Source organism: Bradyrhizobium sp. 23 (assembly GCF_023073295.1).
GTDB lineage: Bacteria > Pseudomonadota > Alphaproteobacteria > Rhizobiales > Xanthobacteraceae > Bradyrhizobium > Bradyrhizobium canariense_D.
Genome location: NZ_JADPJF010000032.1, coordinates 1,826 through 18,192, shown reverse-complemented (window position 1 = coordinate 18,192; position 16,367 = coordinate 1,826). Strand labels below are relative to the sequence as shown.

Annotated in this window: 16 protein-coding genes, 1 tRNA gene and 1 pseudogene; 6 read left to right on the top strand and 12 right to left on the bottom strand. The window is 62.4% G+C overall.

Going from position 1 to position 16,367, the window contains the following annotated elements; translation table 11 throughout:
- From dxs to IVB32_RS04205, 6 genes are all read right to left on the bottom strand, one after another.
- Positions 1-1,218, bottom strand: a 1,218-nt coding sequence (gene dxs / locus IVB32_RS04230) for a 1-deoxy-D-xylulose-5-phosphate synthase (protein WP_247409896.1), incomplete at its 3' end; no start/stop codon positions are given.
- A gap of 175 nt (positions 1,219-1,393) precedes the next feature.
- Positions 1,394-1,594 carry a hypothetical protein gene (locus IVB32_RS04225; protein WP_085361378.1) on the bottom strand — a complete coding sequence of 67 codons (201 nt, stop codon included), beginning with the start codon at positions 1,592-1,594 and terminating at the stop codon, positions 1,394-1,396.
- Between the two features lie 222 nt (positions 1,595-1,816).
- Positions 1,817-2,068 (bottom strand): exodeoxyribonuclease VII small subunit, encoded by a 252-nt coding sequence (locus IVB32_RS04220; protein WP_007594646.1) that lies wholly within the window; start codon positions 2,066-2,068, stop codon positions 1,817-1,819.
- A gap of 73 nt (positions 2,069-2,141) precedes the next feature.
- The gene (locus IVB32_RS04215) at positions 2,142-3,071 is read right to left on the bottom strand and encodes a histone deacetylase family protein (RefSeq protein WP_018456262.1); all 930 of its coding nucleotides are present in this window, start codon (positions 3,069-3,071) and stop codon (positions 2,142-2,144) included.
- Positions 3,072-3,204: 133 nt separating this feature from the next.
- Positions 3,205-4,863, bottom strand: coding sequence for a bifunctional metallophosphatase/5'-nucleotidase (locus IVB32_RS04210; RefSeq protein ID WP_247369200.1), 1,659 nt, complete (start codon positions 4,861-4,863; stop codon positions 3,205-3,207).
- 200 nt (positions 4,864-5,063) lie between these two features.
- Positions 5,064-5,822 carry an enoyl-CoA hydratase-related protein gene (locus IVB32_RS04205; RefSeq protein ID WP_018456264.1) on the bottom strand — a complete coding sequence of 253 codons (759 nt, stop codon included), beginning with the start codon at positions 5,820-5,822 and terminating at the stop codon, positions 5,064-5,066.
- Between the two features lie 245 nt (positions 5,823-6,067).
- On the opposite strand from IVB32_RS04205, the gene IVB32_RS04200 reads away from it, so the two are divergent.
- Entirely contained in the window at positions 6,068-7,309 is a 1,242-nt protein-coding gene (locus IVB32_RS04200) for an MFS transporter (RefSeq protein WP_247369197.1), read from the top strand.
- Positions 7,310-7,400: 91 nt separating this feature from the next.
- On the opposite strand, the gene IVB32_RS04195 is transcribed toward IVB32_RS04200, so the two are convergent.
- Positions 7,401-9,179 (bottom strand): acyl-CoA dehydrogenase, encoded by a 1,779-nt coding sequence (locus IVB32_RS04195; protein WP_085352538.1) that lies wholly within the window; start codon positions 9,177-9,179, stop codon positions 7,401-7,403.
- A 254-nt stretch (positions 9,180-9,433) separates the two neighbouring features.
- Between IVB32_RS04195 and IVB32_RS04190 the strand changes: the two genes are divergently transcribed.
- The 3 genes and pseudogenes from IVB32_RS04190 (at position 9,434) to IVB32_RS04180 (ending at position 10,614) form a co-directional block, all read left to right on the top strand.
- Positions 9,434-9,508: transfer RNA gene (locus tag IVB32_RS04190), tRNA-Gln, on the top strand.
- Between the two features lie 274 nt (positions 9,509-9,782).
- Positions 9,783-10,062 (top strand): annotated as a pseudogene (locus IVB32_RS04185) (aldehyde dehydrogenase family protein); the annotation flags it as partial.
- A gap of 75 nt (positions 10,063-10,137) precedes the next feature.
- A complete protein-coding gene (locus tag IVB32_RS04180) occupies positions 10,138-10,614 on the top strand; it encodes a 2Fe-2S iron-sulfur cluster binding domain-containing protein (protein ID WP_083926417.1) in 477 nt (158 codons plus the stop codon).
- Here IVB32_RS04180 and IVB32_RS04175 read toward each other — a convergent pair.
- Positions 10,562-10,903 (bottom strand): cyclic nucleotide-binding domain-containing protein, encoded by a 342-nt coding sequence (locus IVB32_RS04175; RefSeq protein ID WP_231190922.1) that lies wholly within the window; start codon positions 10,901-10,903, stop codon positions 10,562-10,564. The genes IVB32_RS04180 and IVB32_RS04175 overlap by 53 nt on opposite strands.
- A gap of 1,491 nt (positions 10,904-12,394) precedes the next feature.
- On the opposite strand from IVB32_RS04175, the gene IVB32_RS04170 reads away from it, so the two are divergent.
- Together IVB32_RS04170 and IVB32_RS04165 are read left to right on the top strand one after the other, a co-directional pair.
- Positions 12,395-12,679, top strand: a complete 285-nt coding sequence (locus IVB32_RS04170; RefSeq protein ID WP_247372085.1) for a hypothetical protein — start codon at positions 12,395-12,397, stop codon at positions 12,677-12,679.
- Entirely contained in the window at positions 12,648-12,992 is a 345-nt protein-coding gene (locus IVB32_RS04165) for a hypothetical protein (protein WP_247372083.1), read from the top strand. Before IVB32_RS04170 ends, IVB32_RS04165 begins: the two co-directional genes overlap by 32 nt.
- Before the next feature lie 167 nt (positions 12,993-13,159).
- Here the strand turns inward: IVB32_RS04165 and IVB32_RS04160 are convergent, their stop codons facing one another.
- The 4 genes from IVB32_RS04160 to IVB32_RS04145 are packed head-to-tail and all read right to left on the bottom strand — an operon-like array spanning position 13,160 to position 16,145.
- Positions 13,160-13,762 carry a plasmid pRiA4b ORF-3 family protein gene (locus IVB32_RS04160; protein ID WP_247365006.1) on the bottom strand — a complete coding sequence of 201 codons (603 nt, stop codon included), beginning with the start codon at positions 13,760-13,762 and terminating at the stop codon, positions 13,160-13,162.
- A complete protein-coding gene (locus tag IVB32_RS04155; RefSeq protein ID WP_247409890.1) occupies positions 13,759-15,324 on the bottom strand; it encodes an IS66 family transposase in 1,566 nt (521 codons plus the stop codon). Before IVB32_RS04155 ends, IVB32_RS04160 begins: the two co-directional genes overlap by 4 nt.
- 51 nt (positions 15,325-15,375) lie before the next feature.
- Positions 15,376-15,729, bottom strand: a complete 354-nt coding sequence (gene tnpB / locus IVB32_RS04150; protein WP_247282115.1) for an IS66 family insertion sequence element accessory protein TnpB — start codon at positions 15,727-15,729, stop codon at positions 15,376-15,378.
- Positions 15,723-16,145, bottom strand: coding sequence for a transposase (locus IVB32_RS04145; RefSeq protein WP_247282116.1), 423 nt, complete (start codon positions 16,143-16,145; stop codon positions 15,723-15,725). The genes tnpB and IVB32_RS04145 overlap by 7 nt, the downstream gene beginning before the upstream one ends.
- Positions 16,146-16,367: the final 222 nt, after the last annotated feature.

Below are 16,367 nucleotides of genomic sequence, written 5' to 3'. Positions count from 1 at the left end.
CACGATCTGGTCGTATCCGCGCTGCAGGAACGTCGAGTAGATCGCGCAGAACGGCTTGTAGCCCTCGGTGGCGAGACCGGCGGCGAACGTCACTGCGTGCTGCTCGGCGATGCCGACGTCGAAGGTGCGGTCCGGGAACGCCTTGTTGAAGATGTCGACGCCGGTGCCGGAAGGCATGGCCGCGGTGATGGCGACGATCTTGTCGTCCTTCTCCGCTTCCTTGACGAGGCTCTGGCCGAATACGTTCTGATAGGCCGGCGCGTTCGGCTTGGACTTGGCCTGGGTGCCGGTCGCGACGTCGAACTTGACGACCGCGTGGTACTTGTCGGCGGAGGCTTCCGCCGGGCCGTAGCCCTTGCCCTTCTGCGTCACGACGTGGAGCAGGATCGGGCCGGTCTCCATGTCGCGCACGTTCTTCAGCACCGGCAGGAGATGGTCGAGGTTGTGGCCGTCGATCGGGCCCACGTAATAGAAGCCGAGCTCCTCGAACAGCGTGCCGCCATCCATCATGAAGCCGCGGGAATATTCCTCGACGCGGTTGGCTCGGTTGGCGAGGATCTTGGGCAGGCGCTGGTTGATCTGCTTGGCCACATCGCGCAGCGTGCGATAGGTCTTGCCCGAGTAGAGCCGCGACAGATAGGCGCTCATCGCGCCGACCGGCGGCGCGATCGACATGTCGTTGTCGTTGAGGATGACGATCAGGCGCGAGTTCATCGCCCCCGCATTGTTCATGGCCTCATAGGCCATGCCCGCCGACATCGCGCCGTCACCGATGACGGCGATAACGTTGTTCTTGCCGCCGGAGAGGTCGCGCGCGACCGCCATGCCGAGGCCGGCGGAGATCGAGGTCGAGGAATGCGCGGCGCCGAACGGATCGTAATCGCTCTCGCTGCGCTTGGTGAAGCCGGACAGGCCGCCGCCGGTGCGCAGCGTGCGGATGCGATCGCGCCGGCCGGTGAGGATCTTGTGCGGATAGGCCTGGTGGCCGACGTCCCAGATCAGCCGGTCGCGCGGGGTGTCGAAGACGTAATGGATCGCAGTGGTGAGCTCGACCACACCGAGGCCTGCGCCGAAGTGACCGCCGGTCACCGAGACGGCATCGATGGTCTCCTGACGCAGCTCGTCGGCGACCTGGCGAACCTGCTCGACCTTGAGTTTGCGCAGGTCGTCCGGCGTCCGGATGGTGTCGAGAAGCGGCGTTTTACTATATGCGTTCACGGCGATTTCCAATTTGTCAGCGCCGGAAGATCGTTCCGGCGCGCGATGGGTTTGCTCAATATCGGCGCAGCGCGAGTCCTTAAACCGTCGGAGCCACCTGCATGGGGCAAAGCCCCGTCTTCAAGCTTAGGTGAGCTTAAGTGCTCTCCGGTTCAGTCTCTGTGATCCCTGTCACTTAGATCGGCTTCGTCCATCCCAGCCAATTCATCAGCAGTTTGAAGCGCTTGTCGTCGGTAATCAGTGCCCACGCAAGGCTTACAAAAAGCCACACTCCACGCAGCTTTACACCAAAGCTTGGGCCAAAGCCAACCCGCTGGGCCCGATTACGGGCATGCACCTGCAAACCGCGGGCCAGAGTGGTTAATCCTGGCGCCATCGGAAGGGTTCCAAGCTAGCCCGGTTCCTCGGCGAGGTTTTTCGCGTGGGGAAGCTATTTTTAGGCCGGATTCAGGAGGGCGAGGGGCGCTCTGAGGGAGGTTCCATAATCTCCGGAGCGCCGGTTCCCTGGAATCAAGCAGCAGCAACGCCGACGGCGGCGTGCGATCATGAAAAATTGCCGGTGCGCGCTGCGTGAGATAGGCGGCTTTGAAGGCGGCCCTTACTGGACGTCGAGCGGCGCGGTGCCGGTCGCCTGGCCGCTGGCATCGGTGGTGATCTTGTCGACGCGCGCCTCGGCCTGGCGCAGCAACTCCTCGCAGCGGCGCTTCAGGGCCTCGCCGCGCTCGTAGATCGTCACGGATTCCTCGAGCGGCACCTTGCCGTCCTCGAGCCGTTTCACGATCGTTTCGAGCTCCTCGATGGCGCGTTCGAAGGTCAGCCTGGAGATGTCGATTTGGGTATTTTCGGCCATATAAGTTTCCGATTGCCCGATTCGCTTCACGTCGCAGAAAGCAAAGTTTTGCGGGCGCAATGTGGCGGGTGTGTCAGGCGCCCATCAGGGCGCCGACATGCGCCGTAACAGATTCTTTCAGTCCTTGCAGGTCGTAGCCGCCCTCGAGCACAGAAACAACGCGCCCCCCGGCGGTCTTGTCGGCGAGGTCCATCAGCTTGCGCGTCACCCAGGCATAATCCTCCGCGCGCAAATTCAGCGACGCCAGCGGATCGCGATAATGCGCGTCGAAGCCGGCAGAAATGACGAGCAGTTCCGGGCTGAATTTTTCGAGCTGCGGCAGGATCAAATTCTCGAATGCGATGCGGAATTCCGGCCCACCGTCCTCGGAGGCGAGCGGCGCGTTGACGATGGTGTCGTGGTCGCCGCGCTCGCTCTTGGCACCGGTGCCCGGAAACAGCGGCATCTGGTGCGTCGAGCAGTACATCACGGTCGGGTCCGACCAGAAGATGTCCTGCGTGCCGTTGCCGTGATGAACGTCGAAATCGACGATGGCCGCGCGCTTGATGCCGTATTTGCGCTGCGCGTGGCGCGCGGCGATCGCGACGTTGTCGAAGAAGCAGAAGCCCATCGGCTTGCCGATCTCGGCGTGGTGGCCGGGCGGGCGCACCGCGACGAAGGCGTTGCGATGCTCGCCCGCCATCACCGCTTCGGTTGCTGCGACCGCGCCGCCGACGCCGCGCATCACCGCTTCCCACGTGCCCGGCGACATCGAGGTGTCGCCATCGATATAGACCTGTCCGCTGGTCGGCGCGATGTGGCGCAGCTCCGTGACGTAGTGCTCGTTGTGGCAGAGCGTGACGAGATCGAGATCGCCCTCCGGCGCCTGGTCGCGCACCAGGAACTGGAAGCGCTCATGCGACAGCGCCTCCTCCACCGCGCGCAGGCGGTCCGGCCTTTCAGGGTGTCCCGGCGGCGTGACGTGGTCGAGGCAGGCCTTGTGGGAGAGGAGAAGCGTACTCATCAGTCGGCCTCATGGGATGCGGGCTCTCGACGTCGCTTGGCGCATCCGGCGCCAAAACGCAAATGCAAAACCCAATCTATGCGTTCCCCCGGGAATGGCAAAGGGTGTCCCGAACCAGCCCGTTTGATCCGGATCAATTCACGCGCAGGATGCGGCTCAGCGGCAACGGCCCGATCGGTCCGTGCGCCCTGAAGAACGCGAACAGCGCGTCGGCGTCGTAGCCGCCATATTGCGGCCCCGTGCCTTGTTTGGCGGCCGTAAAGCCGTCGCCACCGACTGCGAGGTAATCGTTGAGGGTGACGCGGTAGCCGCTTCCGGCTTCGATCGGCCTGCCATTGAGCGTCATCTTCTCGTTGATCACGCGCTCGCCGAATGGCTTCGCCGCATCCCAGGCGTAACTGAACCCGTTCGAGACCTGGAGTATCCGCGGCCGCTTCGGATCGAGCCATTGCTGCTCCAGCATATCCTTGAGCTGGCTGCCCGTGAGCGTCATGGTGACGAGCCGGTTGCGGAACGGCTGGCTGGCGAAAACGTCGCCGAAGGTGATCGCACCGTTCTCCTTTGGAACGATGTCGGTGCGGATGCCGCCGGGATTGGTGAGCGCGATGACGGCGCTGCCGTCCTTGGCGTCCCTGGTCGCGGCGAGCTGCGCGTCCGCGATGACGTCGCCAAGCGGGCTTTCGCCGGCCTCGTTCGGCACGCGTGACAGCGTCTGCATCACCGATCCAGCCGGGCGATTGGCGATCGGCGCCGAGAGCCTGTCGTAAGCGTCGATCAGTGCGGTCTGCTCGGGATCCCTAGGCAGCGACGCATTGGCGACGAGGACGTTCTCCGCCCTGGCGCCGACGACGTCGCGCGTCGCCGGATCGAGCTTGAGGTCGATCGCGGTGACCAGGGTACCGTATTTGTCGCCGCTGGTGACGAGCCGCCCGTCAATATCGCAGACATAAGCACGATGGGTGTGGCCGCTGACGACGAGGTCGACGGCGCGATCGAATTTTTTCACGATGTCGACGATCGGCCCCGTGATGGCAGGGCATTCATTGTAGTCGCCGGCCGGCTCGCCGCCCTGGTGGATCAGCACCACGATCGCCTCGACCCCACGCGCTTTCAGCTGCGGCACCAGCGCGTTCACCGTTTCGGCTTCGTCGCGGAATTCGAGGCCGGTGATGCCCGATGGCGAGACGATGCCCGCGGTGTCCTTCAAGGTCAGCCCGATGAAGGCGATGGGGATGCCTTCGAATTCCCTGATCTCGTAAGGCGGCAGCACGCTCTTGCCCGTCGCCGTCTCGATGGTGGACGCCGCTAGATAGCGGAATCTGGCGCCCGTAAAGGAATGCGGCCCCTGACAGCCGTCGACGGGATGACAGCCCCCGTTCTGCATCCGCAGGAGCTCGGTCTTGCCTTCGTCGAATTCGTGATTGCCGACCGAGCTGATCGCGAGCCCCATCATCGAGAGCGACTCGATCGACGGTTCGTCGTGGAACGTCGCCGACAGGAACGGGCTCGCGCCGATCAGGTCGCCGGCGGCGACGAAGATCGTGTTCTTGTGTCCCTCGCGCAGCTGCTTCACCAGCGTCGCCATGTATTCGGCACCGCCGGCCGCCACCATCACCTTCCTGGCCTTGTCCTCGGGATCGCTGATCCGGATGCCGCCCGGCGGCGGGCGCAGATTGCCGTGGAAATCGTTGATCGCCAGGATGCGCAGCTCGACGGGTGCGGCGGTTTGGGCGGACGCGGGCAGGGCGGCGAGCGCGAGCGAGAAGACGGTCAGCCGGAGAACATGTTGCATGAAACCAGACTAGTCGTTCCGCACGAAGATTTCACGAAGCTTTCTTCCTTCTCCCCTTCTGGAGAAGGTGTCGCGAAGCGCCGGATGAGGGGGTGTCTCCGCAAATTCAAATGTGAGTTCGACTCGCGGATAGAACCCGTCACCCGTCTCGCCGCTTTGCGGCGAGCCAGGCTCTCCCGCCATGGGAGAGGGAAGACAGCCTACCGCTTCTTCCTGTTCATAAACGCGTTGAACGCGGCGGTGGCTTCTTCCGACTTCAGCCGCTCGCCGAACAGATGGGCCTCCTGATCGATGCGGCGGGTGAGCTCCTCGGATGCGACGCGGAGCAGTTTGCGCGAGATCGCGACCGCTTCGGCGGGAAGCCGGCAGATATCGCGCGCCACCTTGCGTGCCTCGACCTCGGTATGACCCGGCGAGACCACGGTGTTGACGAAGCCGGCGGCATGCGCTTCCGCGGCCGTAAAAGTCCGTCCCATCACCAGCATGGCGAAGGCGCGCTGGTAGCCCATCGTGTTCGGCATCAAGAGGCTGGACGCGCCGACCGGCACGAGCCCGAGATGGATGTAGGGCGCGGAGAAGGTCGCCGCGTTCGAGGCCAGCACATAGTCGCAATGGAACAGCATCACGGTGCCCATGCCGATCGACGCGCCGTCCACGGCCGCGATCACCGGCTTGGCGTTGAGAGCTAGCGAATAGAGAAACTTGGCGCCGTCGGACAGCGTCTCGGGGCGCGACGTGTCGGCGTGCATGAAATCGTCGATGTCGTCGCCGGCGGTGAACACGCCGGAGCCCCCGGTGATGATCATGCAGCGGATGTCGGGATTGTTCTGCGCGGTGTCGATCGCGCGGCTCATCTCCCGATACATGTCCTGCGTGATCGCGTTCTTCTTGCTCGGGCGGCGCAGGGTGATCACGCGCGTTCCGCGCTCTTCGCTGACGACGATATTGCCATTCGGCATGAGGGGCCCCTGCGGTCGCCGCGATACTGACCTTGCTAGGCTCGCGAAACGGCAGCCTACATCATCTTGCAGGCGTGCCAATGCGCTAGCGCGACCTTTTGGAGACCGAATTCGCCCGAGACGGGCGCATCACGCTCGCCGCCGTGTTCCGCGTTGCAATGATCAACCGCCATTTTCGATTGAAAAACCACTGGTTGTGGTGCACGATCACCTCGCGCCGTTCCATTTGGCCGATTGCCCGATTGATGATTGCCGCCACTCGTGTTGACGAATCCTCGCTGCACTATCGCGGCTGGCGCGTCGTGCTGGCCTGCTTCCTGATGGCTTTCTTCATGTTCGGCTTCGGCCTGTACGGTCAGGGCGTCTATCTCGCGGAACTGCAGCGCGCCCATGGCTGGCCGGGCACGCTGGTCTCCGCGGCCAGCACCTTCTCCTTTCTCCTGACTGCCGTCCTCGTCATCTTCACCGATGATCTGCTCGCCCGCATCGGGCTGCGGTCGCTGATCCTGTGCGGCCTGTCGGCGCTCGGCGCTTCGACGGTGCTGCTGGCGCTGCTGCAGACGCCGTGGCAGCTCTATCTCGCTTATGCGCTGATGTCGGTCGGCTGGACCGGCATGGGCACGGTGGTGATCGCGACCGTGCTGAACTCCTGGTTCGAACGGCGCCGCGGGCTCGCGCTCAGCCTCGCCTACAACGGCGCGACCTGCGGGGGCATCGTGCTCGTGCCGCTGCTGCTGTCGCTGAGCGGCAGCATCGGCTTTCGTTCCGCGATGCTGGCGGCCACGCTGGCGATGGTGGTGCTGGTGCTGCCGGTGGTGGTCATCTTCACCGGGTGGCGAACCGAAATGCCGCCGACGTCGGGTGGGAATCCATCCACTGGCGGCACTGCCTTGCCTGCGGTTCACTCACGCAAGACGCTGCTCGCCAACGCGGCGTTCTGGACCATGGTGCTGCCGATCGCGGTCGCGCTGCTGGCGCAGATGGGATTCATCATCCATCAGGTGACGTTCCTCGAACCGCTGATCGGCCGCGCCAGTGCGGGCCTTGCCGTCACCGTCATGGCGGCGATGGCGGTGGTCGGGCGCCTCTCGCTCGGCCTGTTCGTGGACCGGCTCGATCCGCGGCTCGCCTGCGCGGCATCGATGACGAGCCAGGCGGCGGCGCTGTTCGTGCTTCTGCAAAGCACGAATCCGACCGTGCTGCTCGTGTGTTGCGCCGTCTACGGTTTCTCGATCGGCAACATGATCACGTTCCCGCCCTTGATCATCCAGCGCGAGATCGGCGCCGGCGCCTTCGCCGCTGCGATGGGGCTGGGCACCTCGATCAGCGGCATCGTCAGCGCCTTCGGCCCCGGCATCGTCGGTCTCGTGCGCAGCGTAACCGGCGACTACACGAGCGCGTTTGCGATGTGCGTGGTGCTCGACGTGGTGGCGGCGAGCGTCGTACTATGGCGGCCGGGGCGACGTACGAAGCTTGCGGCTTCGTAGCCCGGATGGAGCGCAGCGCAATCCGGAATTCGTGTCACCAGCAATGATGGCCCCGGATTGCGCTGCGCTCCATCCGGGCTACGCGTCCCAGCTACCCCAACAGCACCGCATCCGCTGCCGCGACCGACTCCGCACTCTCCGTCACGGTGCGCTCGAGCGCGCCGGCCTGCACGGCGATGTTCTCGGCGAAGAAGCGCGCCAGCGAGACGTAGCGCCCGGCGTCCGCGATGCCGTCGGATTTCGCGGCGAGCGCTTCAGACGCCAGCATGCAGCCGCCGAGCGTGGCGCCGAACTGTTGCAGATACGGCGTCGCGCCGGCCAGCGCCTCGTTCGGCGCGGAAGGAAGCCGCTCCAGCAGCCATTTGCTGGTGCGCGTCAGCGCCTCCAGTGCCTCACGCAATTTCACGCCCGTGGTGCCGAAGGCGGGATCGTTGGAGGCTTCGACCTGCTTCACGATTGCGGAGAGTTCGTCGAGCAGCGCCCACACCGACGCGCCGCCGTTGGCCGCGAGCTTTCGCGTGACGAGGTCGATGGCCTGGATGCCGTTGGTGCCCTCGTAGATCGCGGTGATGCGGGCATCGCGATAGTGCTGCGCCGCGCCGGTCTCCTCGATGAAGCCCATGCCGCCATGCACCTGCACGCCGAGATAGGCGACCTCGTTGCCGATGTCGGTCGAATAGCCCTTGGCCATCGGCGTCAGCAATGCCGCACGCGCGGCAGCGTCGGCGCGGACCTTCGGATCCCTGGCACGCGTCGAGACGTCGATCGCCACCGCGGTCGCATAGCAGATGGTGCGCGCCGCAGCGGTCTGCGCCCGCATCCGCATCAGCATGCGCTTGACGTCGGGATGCACGAAGATCGCATCGGAACCGTCACCCTTGTTGCCGAGGGCGCGGCCCTGCTTGCGCTCTTGTGCGTACGACAATGCCTGCTGATAGGCACGGTCGGCAACACCGACGCCTTCGAGGCCGACGCCGAGGCGGGCCTGGTTCATCATCGTGAACATGCAGCGCATGCCCTGGTTCTCTTCGCCGACCAGGAAGCCGATCGCGCCGCCATGATCGCCCATGGTCATGGTGCAGGTGGGGGAGGCATGCATGCCGAGCTTGTGCTCGACGCCGGAGGCAAAGATGTCGTTGCGCGCACCCAGCGAGCCGTCTTCGTTGACCATGAATTTCGGCACGAGGAACAGCGATATCCCCTTGGTCCCTGCGGGCGCGTCCGGCAGGCGCGCCAGCACGAAATGCACGATGTTGTCGGTCATGTCGTGCTCGCCGTAGGTGATGAAGATCTTCGTCCCCTTGATGCGATAGGTGCCGTCGGCCTGCTTCTCGGCGCGGGTGCGCAACGCGCCGACATCGGAGCCGGCCTGCGGCTCGGTCAGCTGCATCGTGCCGGTCCATTCGCCGGAGACGAGCTTCTCGAGATAGATTTTCTTCAGCTCGTCGCTGCCATGCGCGTCCAGCGCCTCCATCGCCGACGCCGTCAGCAGCGGGCAGAGGCCGAAGGCGACGTTGGCGGCGCTCCAGATCTCGGTGCAGGCGGCGTTGATCGCGAGCGGCAGGCCCTGGCCGCCGAAATCCTCGGGGCCGGAGACCGCGTTCCAGCCGCCCTCGGTCCAGCGCTTGTAGGCATCCGGCCAGCCCGGCGCGGTCGTGACCTTGCCGTCGCTGAGCTTGATGCCGTGCTCGTCGCCGACTTTGTTGAGCGGCGCCAGCACGTCGGTTGCGAACTTGCCGGCTTCCTCCAGCACGGCGCTCACGATATCGCCGTCGAAATCGCCGTAATGGCCGGCCTCCATGGCAGCTTTCAGGCCGGCGCCGTGGTTGAGCGACAGCAGCATGTCAGAGATCGGCGCGCGGTAGGTCATGGCTCACTCCCGTGGACAGTTCTTGGCGCCGTATTCCCATGAAACGGGGCAGGTCTCAACTGTCAGGAGGGGTGGCGGAACGCCCGTCGGCAACGGGCTGGCGTAGCGCTCCTGTAAGGCATGGCGCGGCGCCACCGGCGCCTGTGGTATTTTGCCCCTCCGGGCGGTTGAAATGCCGCGCCTCTCCCTATAGACCGGCACCACTCGAGGGAATCCGCGGACGCTCCTGTCGCCGCCGTTTCCCGAGGGCCTGATGGGGCGTAGCCAAGTGGTAAGGCAGCGGATTTTGATTCCGCCATTCGGAGGTTCGATCCCTCCCGCCCCAGCCAGCGCTTAAGCTGCTGAGTTCGTTATGTAAGCAGCTCTGATGCCGCCGAATTTTTTGAACGCGTTTGGAAATGGAGCTTCTGATGCTCGTTCCCGAATCAAACTAAACGGCGTCGTGCATTACATCGACCATAGTGGCCTATCTCCGTGGCTTTCATCTCAGTATATACCGCCGAGGCTACTTGGGGTGGTCTGTTACGCCCTCATCGTAGGATAGGGTACTACAGCGAACAATCGGACAAGCAGTCGAAATAATGCATTGGTGCGGAATTCGCCGTGCTGTCCATCATTTCCTACAACACAGTGGAGGAGGCGATCGAGATCGCCAACGACACTGTCTACGGCCTCGGCGCCCACGTGCAGGGCACGGATGTGGAAACGGTGCGGGCCGTAGCCGGAGAGATCCGGTCTGGTCAGGTCCATGTGAACTATCCTGACTGGGACCCGAACGCACCTTTCGGTGGATACAAGCGTTCCGGCAACGGCCGGGAGTACGGCCTAGAGGGGTTTGGAAGAATATCTCGAGACAAAGGCCGTTCTCGGATTCTACTCATGAAGTTGCTCTCGTCGCATCGGGTCTTGGCGCTCGTCACGACCAGCGTCCGCCAATGCAAAAGTGTTTCCGGCCGTGATGGCACACGCGTCGGAATCCGCAGAACACCTTCTGGCTCAAGGTCGGGGCTTTGACGGCTGGCTGAGTTGGCCCGTGAGTTCAGTTCGCCCGACATGTGGAGCGGTATCTCATATTTCTCCAGGCCATTTCGAAATCAATCTGTCGCGAGAAACCCGTGCGGCCGTGGATAGATGGCTCCGCGTCGCTGAAGCAAACCGATGGTTCGCGCGATCTTGGGTTGGAAGATGGGCACGGCCGTTATGTTTCGATATCGTACGATTGCCGTTGAGCCCGGGAAGTCGATTCCTGGATGCACTGATCGATTCAGGAATTTCGCTTGTGGAAGGTGGCTGCGGAACCTGCGAGACACGCGTGATCGAAGGCATGCCGGATCACCGCGAGCAGTTTCTGAGCAAGCAGGAACAAGAGACAAACAAGACGATCATGATTTGCTATTCGGGTGCAAAGTCGAAAAAGCTGACCTTGGACCTCTAAATAGGCCCAACCGACTGCCAACGTCTAATGACAGAACGTGCGCCTTGTCCGATGAGGGGATTCGCGAGGCGATGCCCGCGGCACGAACGACGGCGGTAACGGCCGAAGGGGACGGCTCTAGCACGGAAAGAGTGCCTACTGCTCCCTCGCGCCCTATTGCGGCGCTGGCGACCGTCTGTCCGTTGGCCATGTCGATCATCACAGAAATGGCGCCACTATGAGGAAAGAGGACGTGCTCGGTCTGGTCACCCGCCTGCGAGACGACCGCATCCCGATCGAGCGCTACCATCTCTAGCTCGGGCGCCAGCAGATCGAGGTCCGCCGCCGGTAGTGCTGCCAGAAATCGGTTACCATTTCGCCGGGAAGCGTCACTGCGGCCTCCTCTAACGATCGCCGCATCGCATTTCGAGCGTCATGGGGCGGCCAACTCGAACTTTGTTTGAATCCGCCTACGCCTCGCGCTCAAAGTCCAATTCAGCTGTGGAAGCTCTCAATCTCAAAAACTCCAACCACACGCGCTCGGAGGCGAATTGTTGTCTCTCAGGGTGATTGAGGAGTTAGGTCCCAGCGCGCCGCTCCGCAATTGTGAAATGCGCATGGGTAATACCATAGGGAGTTCCGCTTTCCGGGACGCGGCAAACGCCGCGGCGATCTCGCAAGAGAGGGCTCGGCTTGACCTAGAAGCTCAACAGCTACGTGATGAAGCCGGGTCATTTCCGCCAGGACAAACGAGACAGTCTGCTTAGGAAGGCCCGGCAGAACGAAATCACGTCTCAGTAACCGAGTGGCTGACCTTGTCAGTAACCGAGTGGCTGGCCTTGCCAAGATGGCAGCCACCGAAATAGGGCGCCTCCGTTGGCGCATGAGTGGCGGCTCAAACGAGCATCCACATCGTAAACGCGGCGCAGAGGCAGATCGTGCCCACGACAGTCATCCGGCAAAGAAGCGCTCGGTCCGGTCCATGTCGATCATCTTCGAGATCGATCCACGCCCATAAACGTTTAAAGCTGCACGCTGGCTCCTGCTTGCGCGCGTCGCAATCTGTCAGAGCTTACGTCCCATTAGATGGTGTGAGCGCTCTGCGAACTGGCATTCCAGCAAATTCGATCTGAGGGGCTTCGAAACCAACTGAATCAGCTGGTTGCTAACCGCTATCTGCAAGCCCGCACCGAGCAGCTCTTGACCCTGAGTACGGCAACGCTCGTTGCGTGTGTCGGGCTCTTAGTGTCCAAGTTGCAGTAACTGATAGCCCTCCGAGGCTCGCGCAATAGCGGGGGTTGTGTTGATCAATTGGCATCGATCGTCGAGCAGGTTCGTGGTCCAATGCGGCGAGACAAAGCAAGGATCAAACGTCGGAGTGATGAAAAGCTAACCATAATCGAAGAAGGATCGCTCAAAAGTTCACTGCTGCTGGTGCGAACCTTATTGCATGCCTGCGCAGAGCGCAGGCGGACGACGCTCTGGCGCTGACACTCGACATTGCACTCAGCGCTGGGGCTGCTCACCTGCTTTGATGGATGGCGGACAAAAGGCTCCAGTCATCGGACTGGAGCCGCCACCTTCCTAAGCGCCTCCGCGAGGGGGATTGCGGGCAGTCGGAAGAGCGGGGTTTATCGATCTAGTCAATGTTTCAACCGGATGCACGCTAGCGGCAAAAGTCAGACTATTGCGCTGTCATAAAACCAGTCAAACACCGGGCTTGTCATTTCAATCTGCGAGACTTTAACTCTGACACTCAGAAATAACAGGTTTGTGAAAAACAAGCCGAAGGGGGTCCGCAGTGGAGAAGGTGCGACGCTTACGCGCGATGGGTTCGCTGTGTCGTCAACAAGCAGCGTACAATGGCGTGAATAAATGGAAGCTCCTCGCGGAAGCAGAATACTGGGAGCACTTGGCTGAGCTTGAGCTGTCGTCCCATTTCCAAGAATGCAACGTCGCTTGTGCAAATGAAAGAACAGAGCCTCAAGCACGCACAGAGGCGAATGATTACTCGCGCCGGGAGGCGATTGCCCCCGAAGCAACGGCGACCACGAATGACGCGCAGTGTGCGCTTATGCCCCTATGAGCAAGATCCTCGTCGCGGCAATCGAAATGTGGGTTGGTCCAGCGCGCCAGTGTCGGCGACCTTACTCTTCTGGCCTATATGTCGCGATTTTGCGCGCGCCTTCCCAAAGCTCGACGTCTTGGCCGTTAACGAGCTGCTTGGCTCGTTCGCTCGCCGTTGGTTCGTCGACGCAATCAAGTTCAAGGCGAAGCTGTATGTGGCCGTCCGATCCAAGAATGTAGGCTCGATACTCCGGCATGAGTTGCTCCAAAACATCAGTTCCGAAGCTGAAACCCGAGAAAATTACAACAACATCAAGAAGCTGTCCATTTAATTAGGACGATACTCCCATCCGTTCCCGACGGATCACTGCTCTGGACATACTCAAGAGCGCCACCGCCGCTGAGGAGGTACACTTTCGGATTCACCCAACCCCGAATGAAGCCGCCTTCGTTGCATTGTAAGCGTAGCTCTGCGGCCCTTTTGAATGGCGCTTGACGTCTATTTTGTTCGCGTGGCGCGTCGCCGCGGTTTCCATGTGTCGGACAACGCGTCGACGGCGGCCTCGAGGGCCTTCCGGTCGATTACGTTGGGATCGAACCGCTCTGGGCCCCAGCGGCGCATATGTTCGTGCTCCGGATGAGCAGGGTCGCTGATGGCGTCGAGGTATTCGGCATAGCCTGGCGCACCGCCGACGTCTTCCGGAGGACAACGACCGGCGGCCTCGAGCAGGAAGGGCATGCCCTCCGTCGTGGTGTTGTCGAACCATTTTTCGAGCTTGATCACATGGTCCCAGCTGTCGCCGAAGTCATAGAGATAGTGGATCGTCTTGGCGCCAGTCTCTCGAACGATATCGCAAAGCCGCGCTTTACGGGCATCCATGGGCTGGTGGCCGTAATCATTGTCGGGGTCGGGAATCCCCCAATGTGCCTCACCAGCGAAGAACTCGAAGAGATGGCTATTCGTCCAGCCAAACGCCGCCTGAAGCGTCAGATGCAGCCGATCAAGGCGCAGCGTGAGCGGCACGACAAGGCATCGCATCACCTCCGGTTTCACGTCCTTGAGAGTCACCTTGATCCGGACCGCGGTCGTGCTGAGGCTCATGCCGCAAGCCTCGGATCTTGTGCATGCATCGTATAGGTGGATGCCCAGGGAAGCAGTTCGTCCAGCCGTGCCGCCGGCCAGCCATTGACGAGCTTTGCGAGAACGTCGGCAAGCCAATACTCGGCGCTGACGCCGTTGAGCTTACAGGTCTCAATGAGCGACGCCAGCAATGCCCAATTCTCAGCACCCTCGTCACACCCGGCGAACAGGGCGTTCTTGGCATTGAGCTTGATCGGCCGCATCGCACGCTCGACTGCGTTGGTGTCCATTTCGATGCGCCCGTCATCAAGGTAGAGCGTCAAGCCGTCCCAATGACGCAGTGCAGAGCGTAAAGCTTTCGCCGTCTCACTCTTCTGCGCGAGGTGACCAAGCTTCGCCTCAAACCACTGCTTCAAGGCTGCAGCCAACGGCCGGGCATGCGCCTGCCGGCCCGCGCGGCGCTCGGCGTCAGATCGGCCACGGAGGACTTTCTCGACCGCGTAGAGCTGGGCGATGCGCTCGAGGGCCTCGCGGGCAACCGGCGCCGGCGCCGGCGAAGCCTCGCGCTCGATCTTCACAAACTGGCGCCGGAGATGCGACCAGCAGAATGCGAGCGTCCCGGACAAGGCGTCCGCACGCGTCTCTCGCATCATGGTCTTGTAAGCCTGATAGCCGTCGCAGTGGATGATGCCGCGATAGCCTTCGAGCAGTCGCAAGCCATGAACGGCGCCGCGGCCTGGTGCATAGGCATAGACCACGCCGGGCGGATCAGGCCCGGCCCAAGGCCTGTCATCGCGCGACAGCGCCCAGAAGTAGCCGGTTTTGGTCCTGCCGCGCCCGGGATCCAGCACCGGCGCCGGGGTCTCATCGACACAGAGCTTCGGAGAGGCGAGCAGAAGCTGGCGCAGACGATGCCACAAGGGCTTCAATTCCTGGGCCGCATAGCCGACCCAGAAGGCGAGCGTGGAACGGTCGATGGCAATACCGTGCGTCGCCAGCATCTGCGTCTGGCGGTAAAGCGGCAAATGCCAATGATACTTGGCATCGATCACATGCGCGACGAGCCGCTCGGTCGGCAGTCCTCCCCTGATCAATCGCTCGGGAGCAGCATGCTGGAGGACGACGCCGTGACAGGCGCGGCAGGCCAGTTTGGGGCGGCGGGTGACGATAACGCGATACTGCGCCGGTACGACGTCCAGCCTCTGGCTCTCATCGTGACCGATCTCAAAAAGGTCGCCTGCGCAGCATGGGCAGCAGGTTGCAGCGGGCATCAGGGTCTCGATGATGCGCGGCAAATGCTCCGGCAGCTTGCCACGATTGGCCCTGCGCTCGGCAGCTCTCTTCTCGCGTGTTTTGGGATTGGCGCGGTCCTCGGCTGCTTCGAGAGCCGCGACAGCCTGATCAATATCCTCCAGAATAAGCTGGAGCTGATCAGCGTCAAGCTTTTCCGACGATCGACCGAACTGCGCGTCTTTTGCAAGCTTGAGCAACCGCTCGAGCCTGGCGCAGCGATCCAGCAGAGCCGCGGCAAAGGCACGCAACTCGGCTGGATCGCTCGGCAGTTCATCAGGCAAATCACTCATTGGCCCGAGTCTGCCATGCTTCGCGCCCCGATGCAGCGAAGATTTTATGTCCTACGCAAGCGCTTTCGGCTGCGGGATTCGAGGCGCATGCATGCGTGTCCAATCCATGCCGGCCAGAAGCGCGGACAACTGCGCGGCGTTCATTCGCATGACGCCGTCAACGACCGGCGGCCACTTGAAGGCGCTGCCCTCAAGCCGCTTCCAATACAGCACGAGGCCACTACCATCCCAGACCACGATCTTCACCCGATCAGCGCGCTTCGCACGGAAGACCACCGCCACGCCCTTCATCGGATCGTGGCCCAGCGTCTCCTTCGCCAACAGCGCCAGACCATCCGCGCCCTTCCTGAAGTCTACAGGTCGGCTCGCAACGTAAATCATGAGGTTAGCGGGAGCCGTCAGCATGAACGTGTCCGGCGCAACGCAACAAACACATCACTCAGCACGGCAAGTCCAGGCGTCCCTCGCACCTCAACTCGTGCCCCATGGAGCTCAACCGTCACAACGGCTGCTTCCGGCGCCCCGGAGGGAGCTGCAGCCGCCGATGGCGACGATTCCGACACTAACGGCACAAACGACAGTGCACCCGCCGCAGCTGGCAGCACCAGTTGACCCAAACGCGCCCGGCGCCGCCAGTCATGCACCTGCTGGGGCCGGCAGCCATGGCGACGTGCGACATCTGTTACGATCGCGCCCGGCTCGAGACTGTCCGCGACAATCTGCGCCTTCAAATCATCTGGCCACTGTTTCCGGCCGCCGCCGGCGTACACTTCTATGCGCGGTGACAACGGTCGTCTTATGTCGTCCGAATGGTCGTCCATTGTGAGCACCCTTGCAGAAGATGACTCTTCTAACGGCGCTCACAGGTCTACGCACAAACAATCTGGTGGGCCTCGCAGCCCCGCTTACGTTGCATTGCATGATCGATTAAATACATCTAACGAATTAAATTATGTCGGTCCGAAGACGTTCGTGACGTGGATGTCATACCTCGACAGAAGATGACGATCGACGTGAATTTTTGAAGACCTGCGGTAGATTTG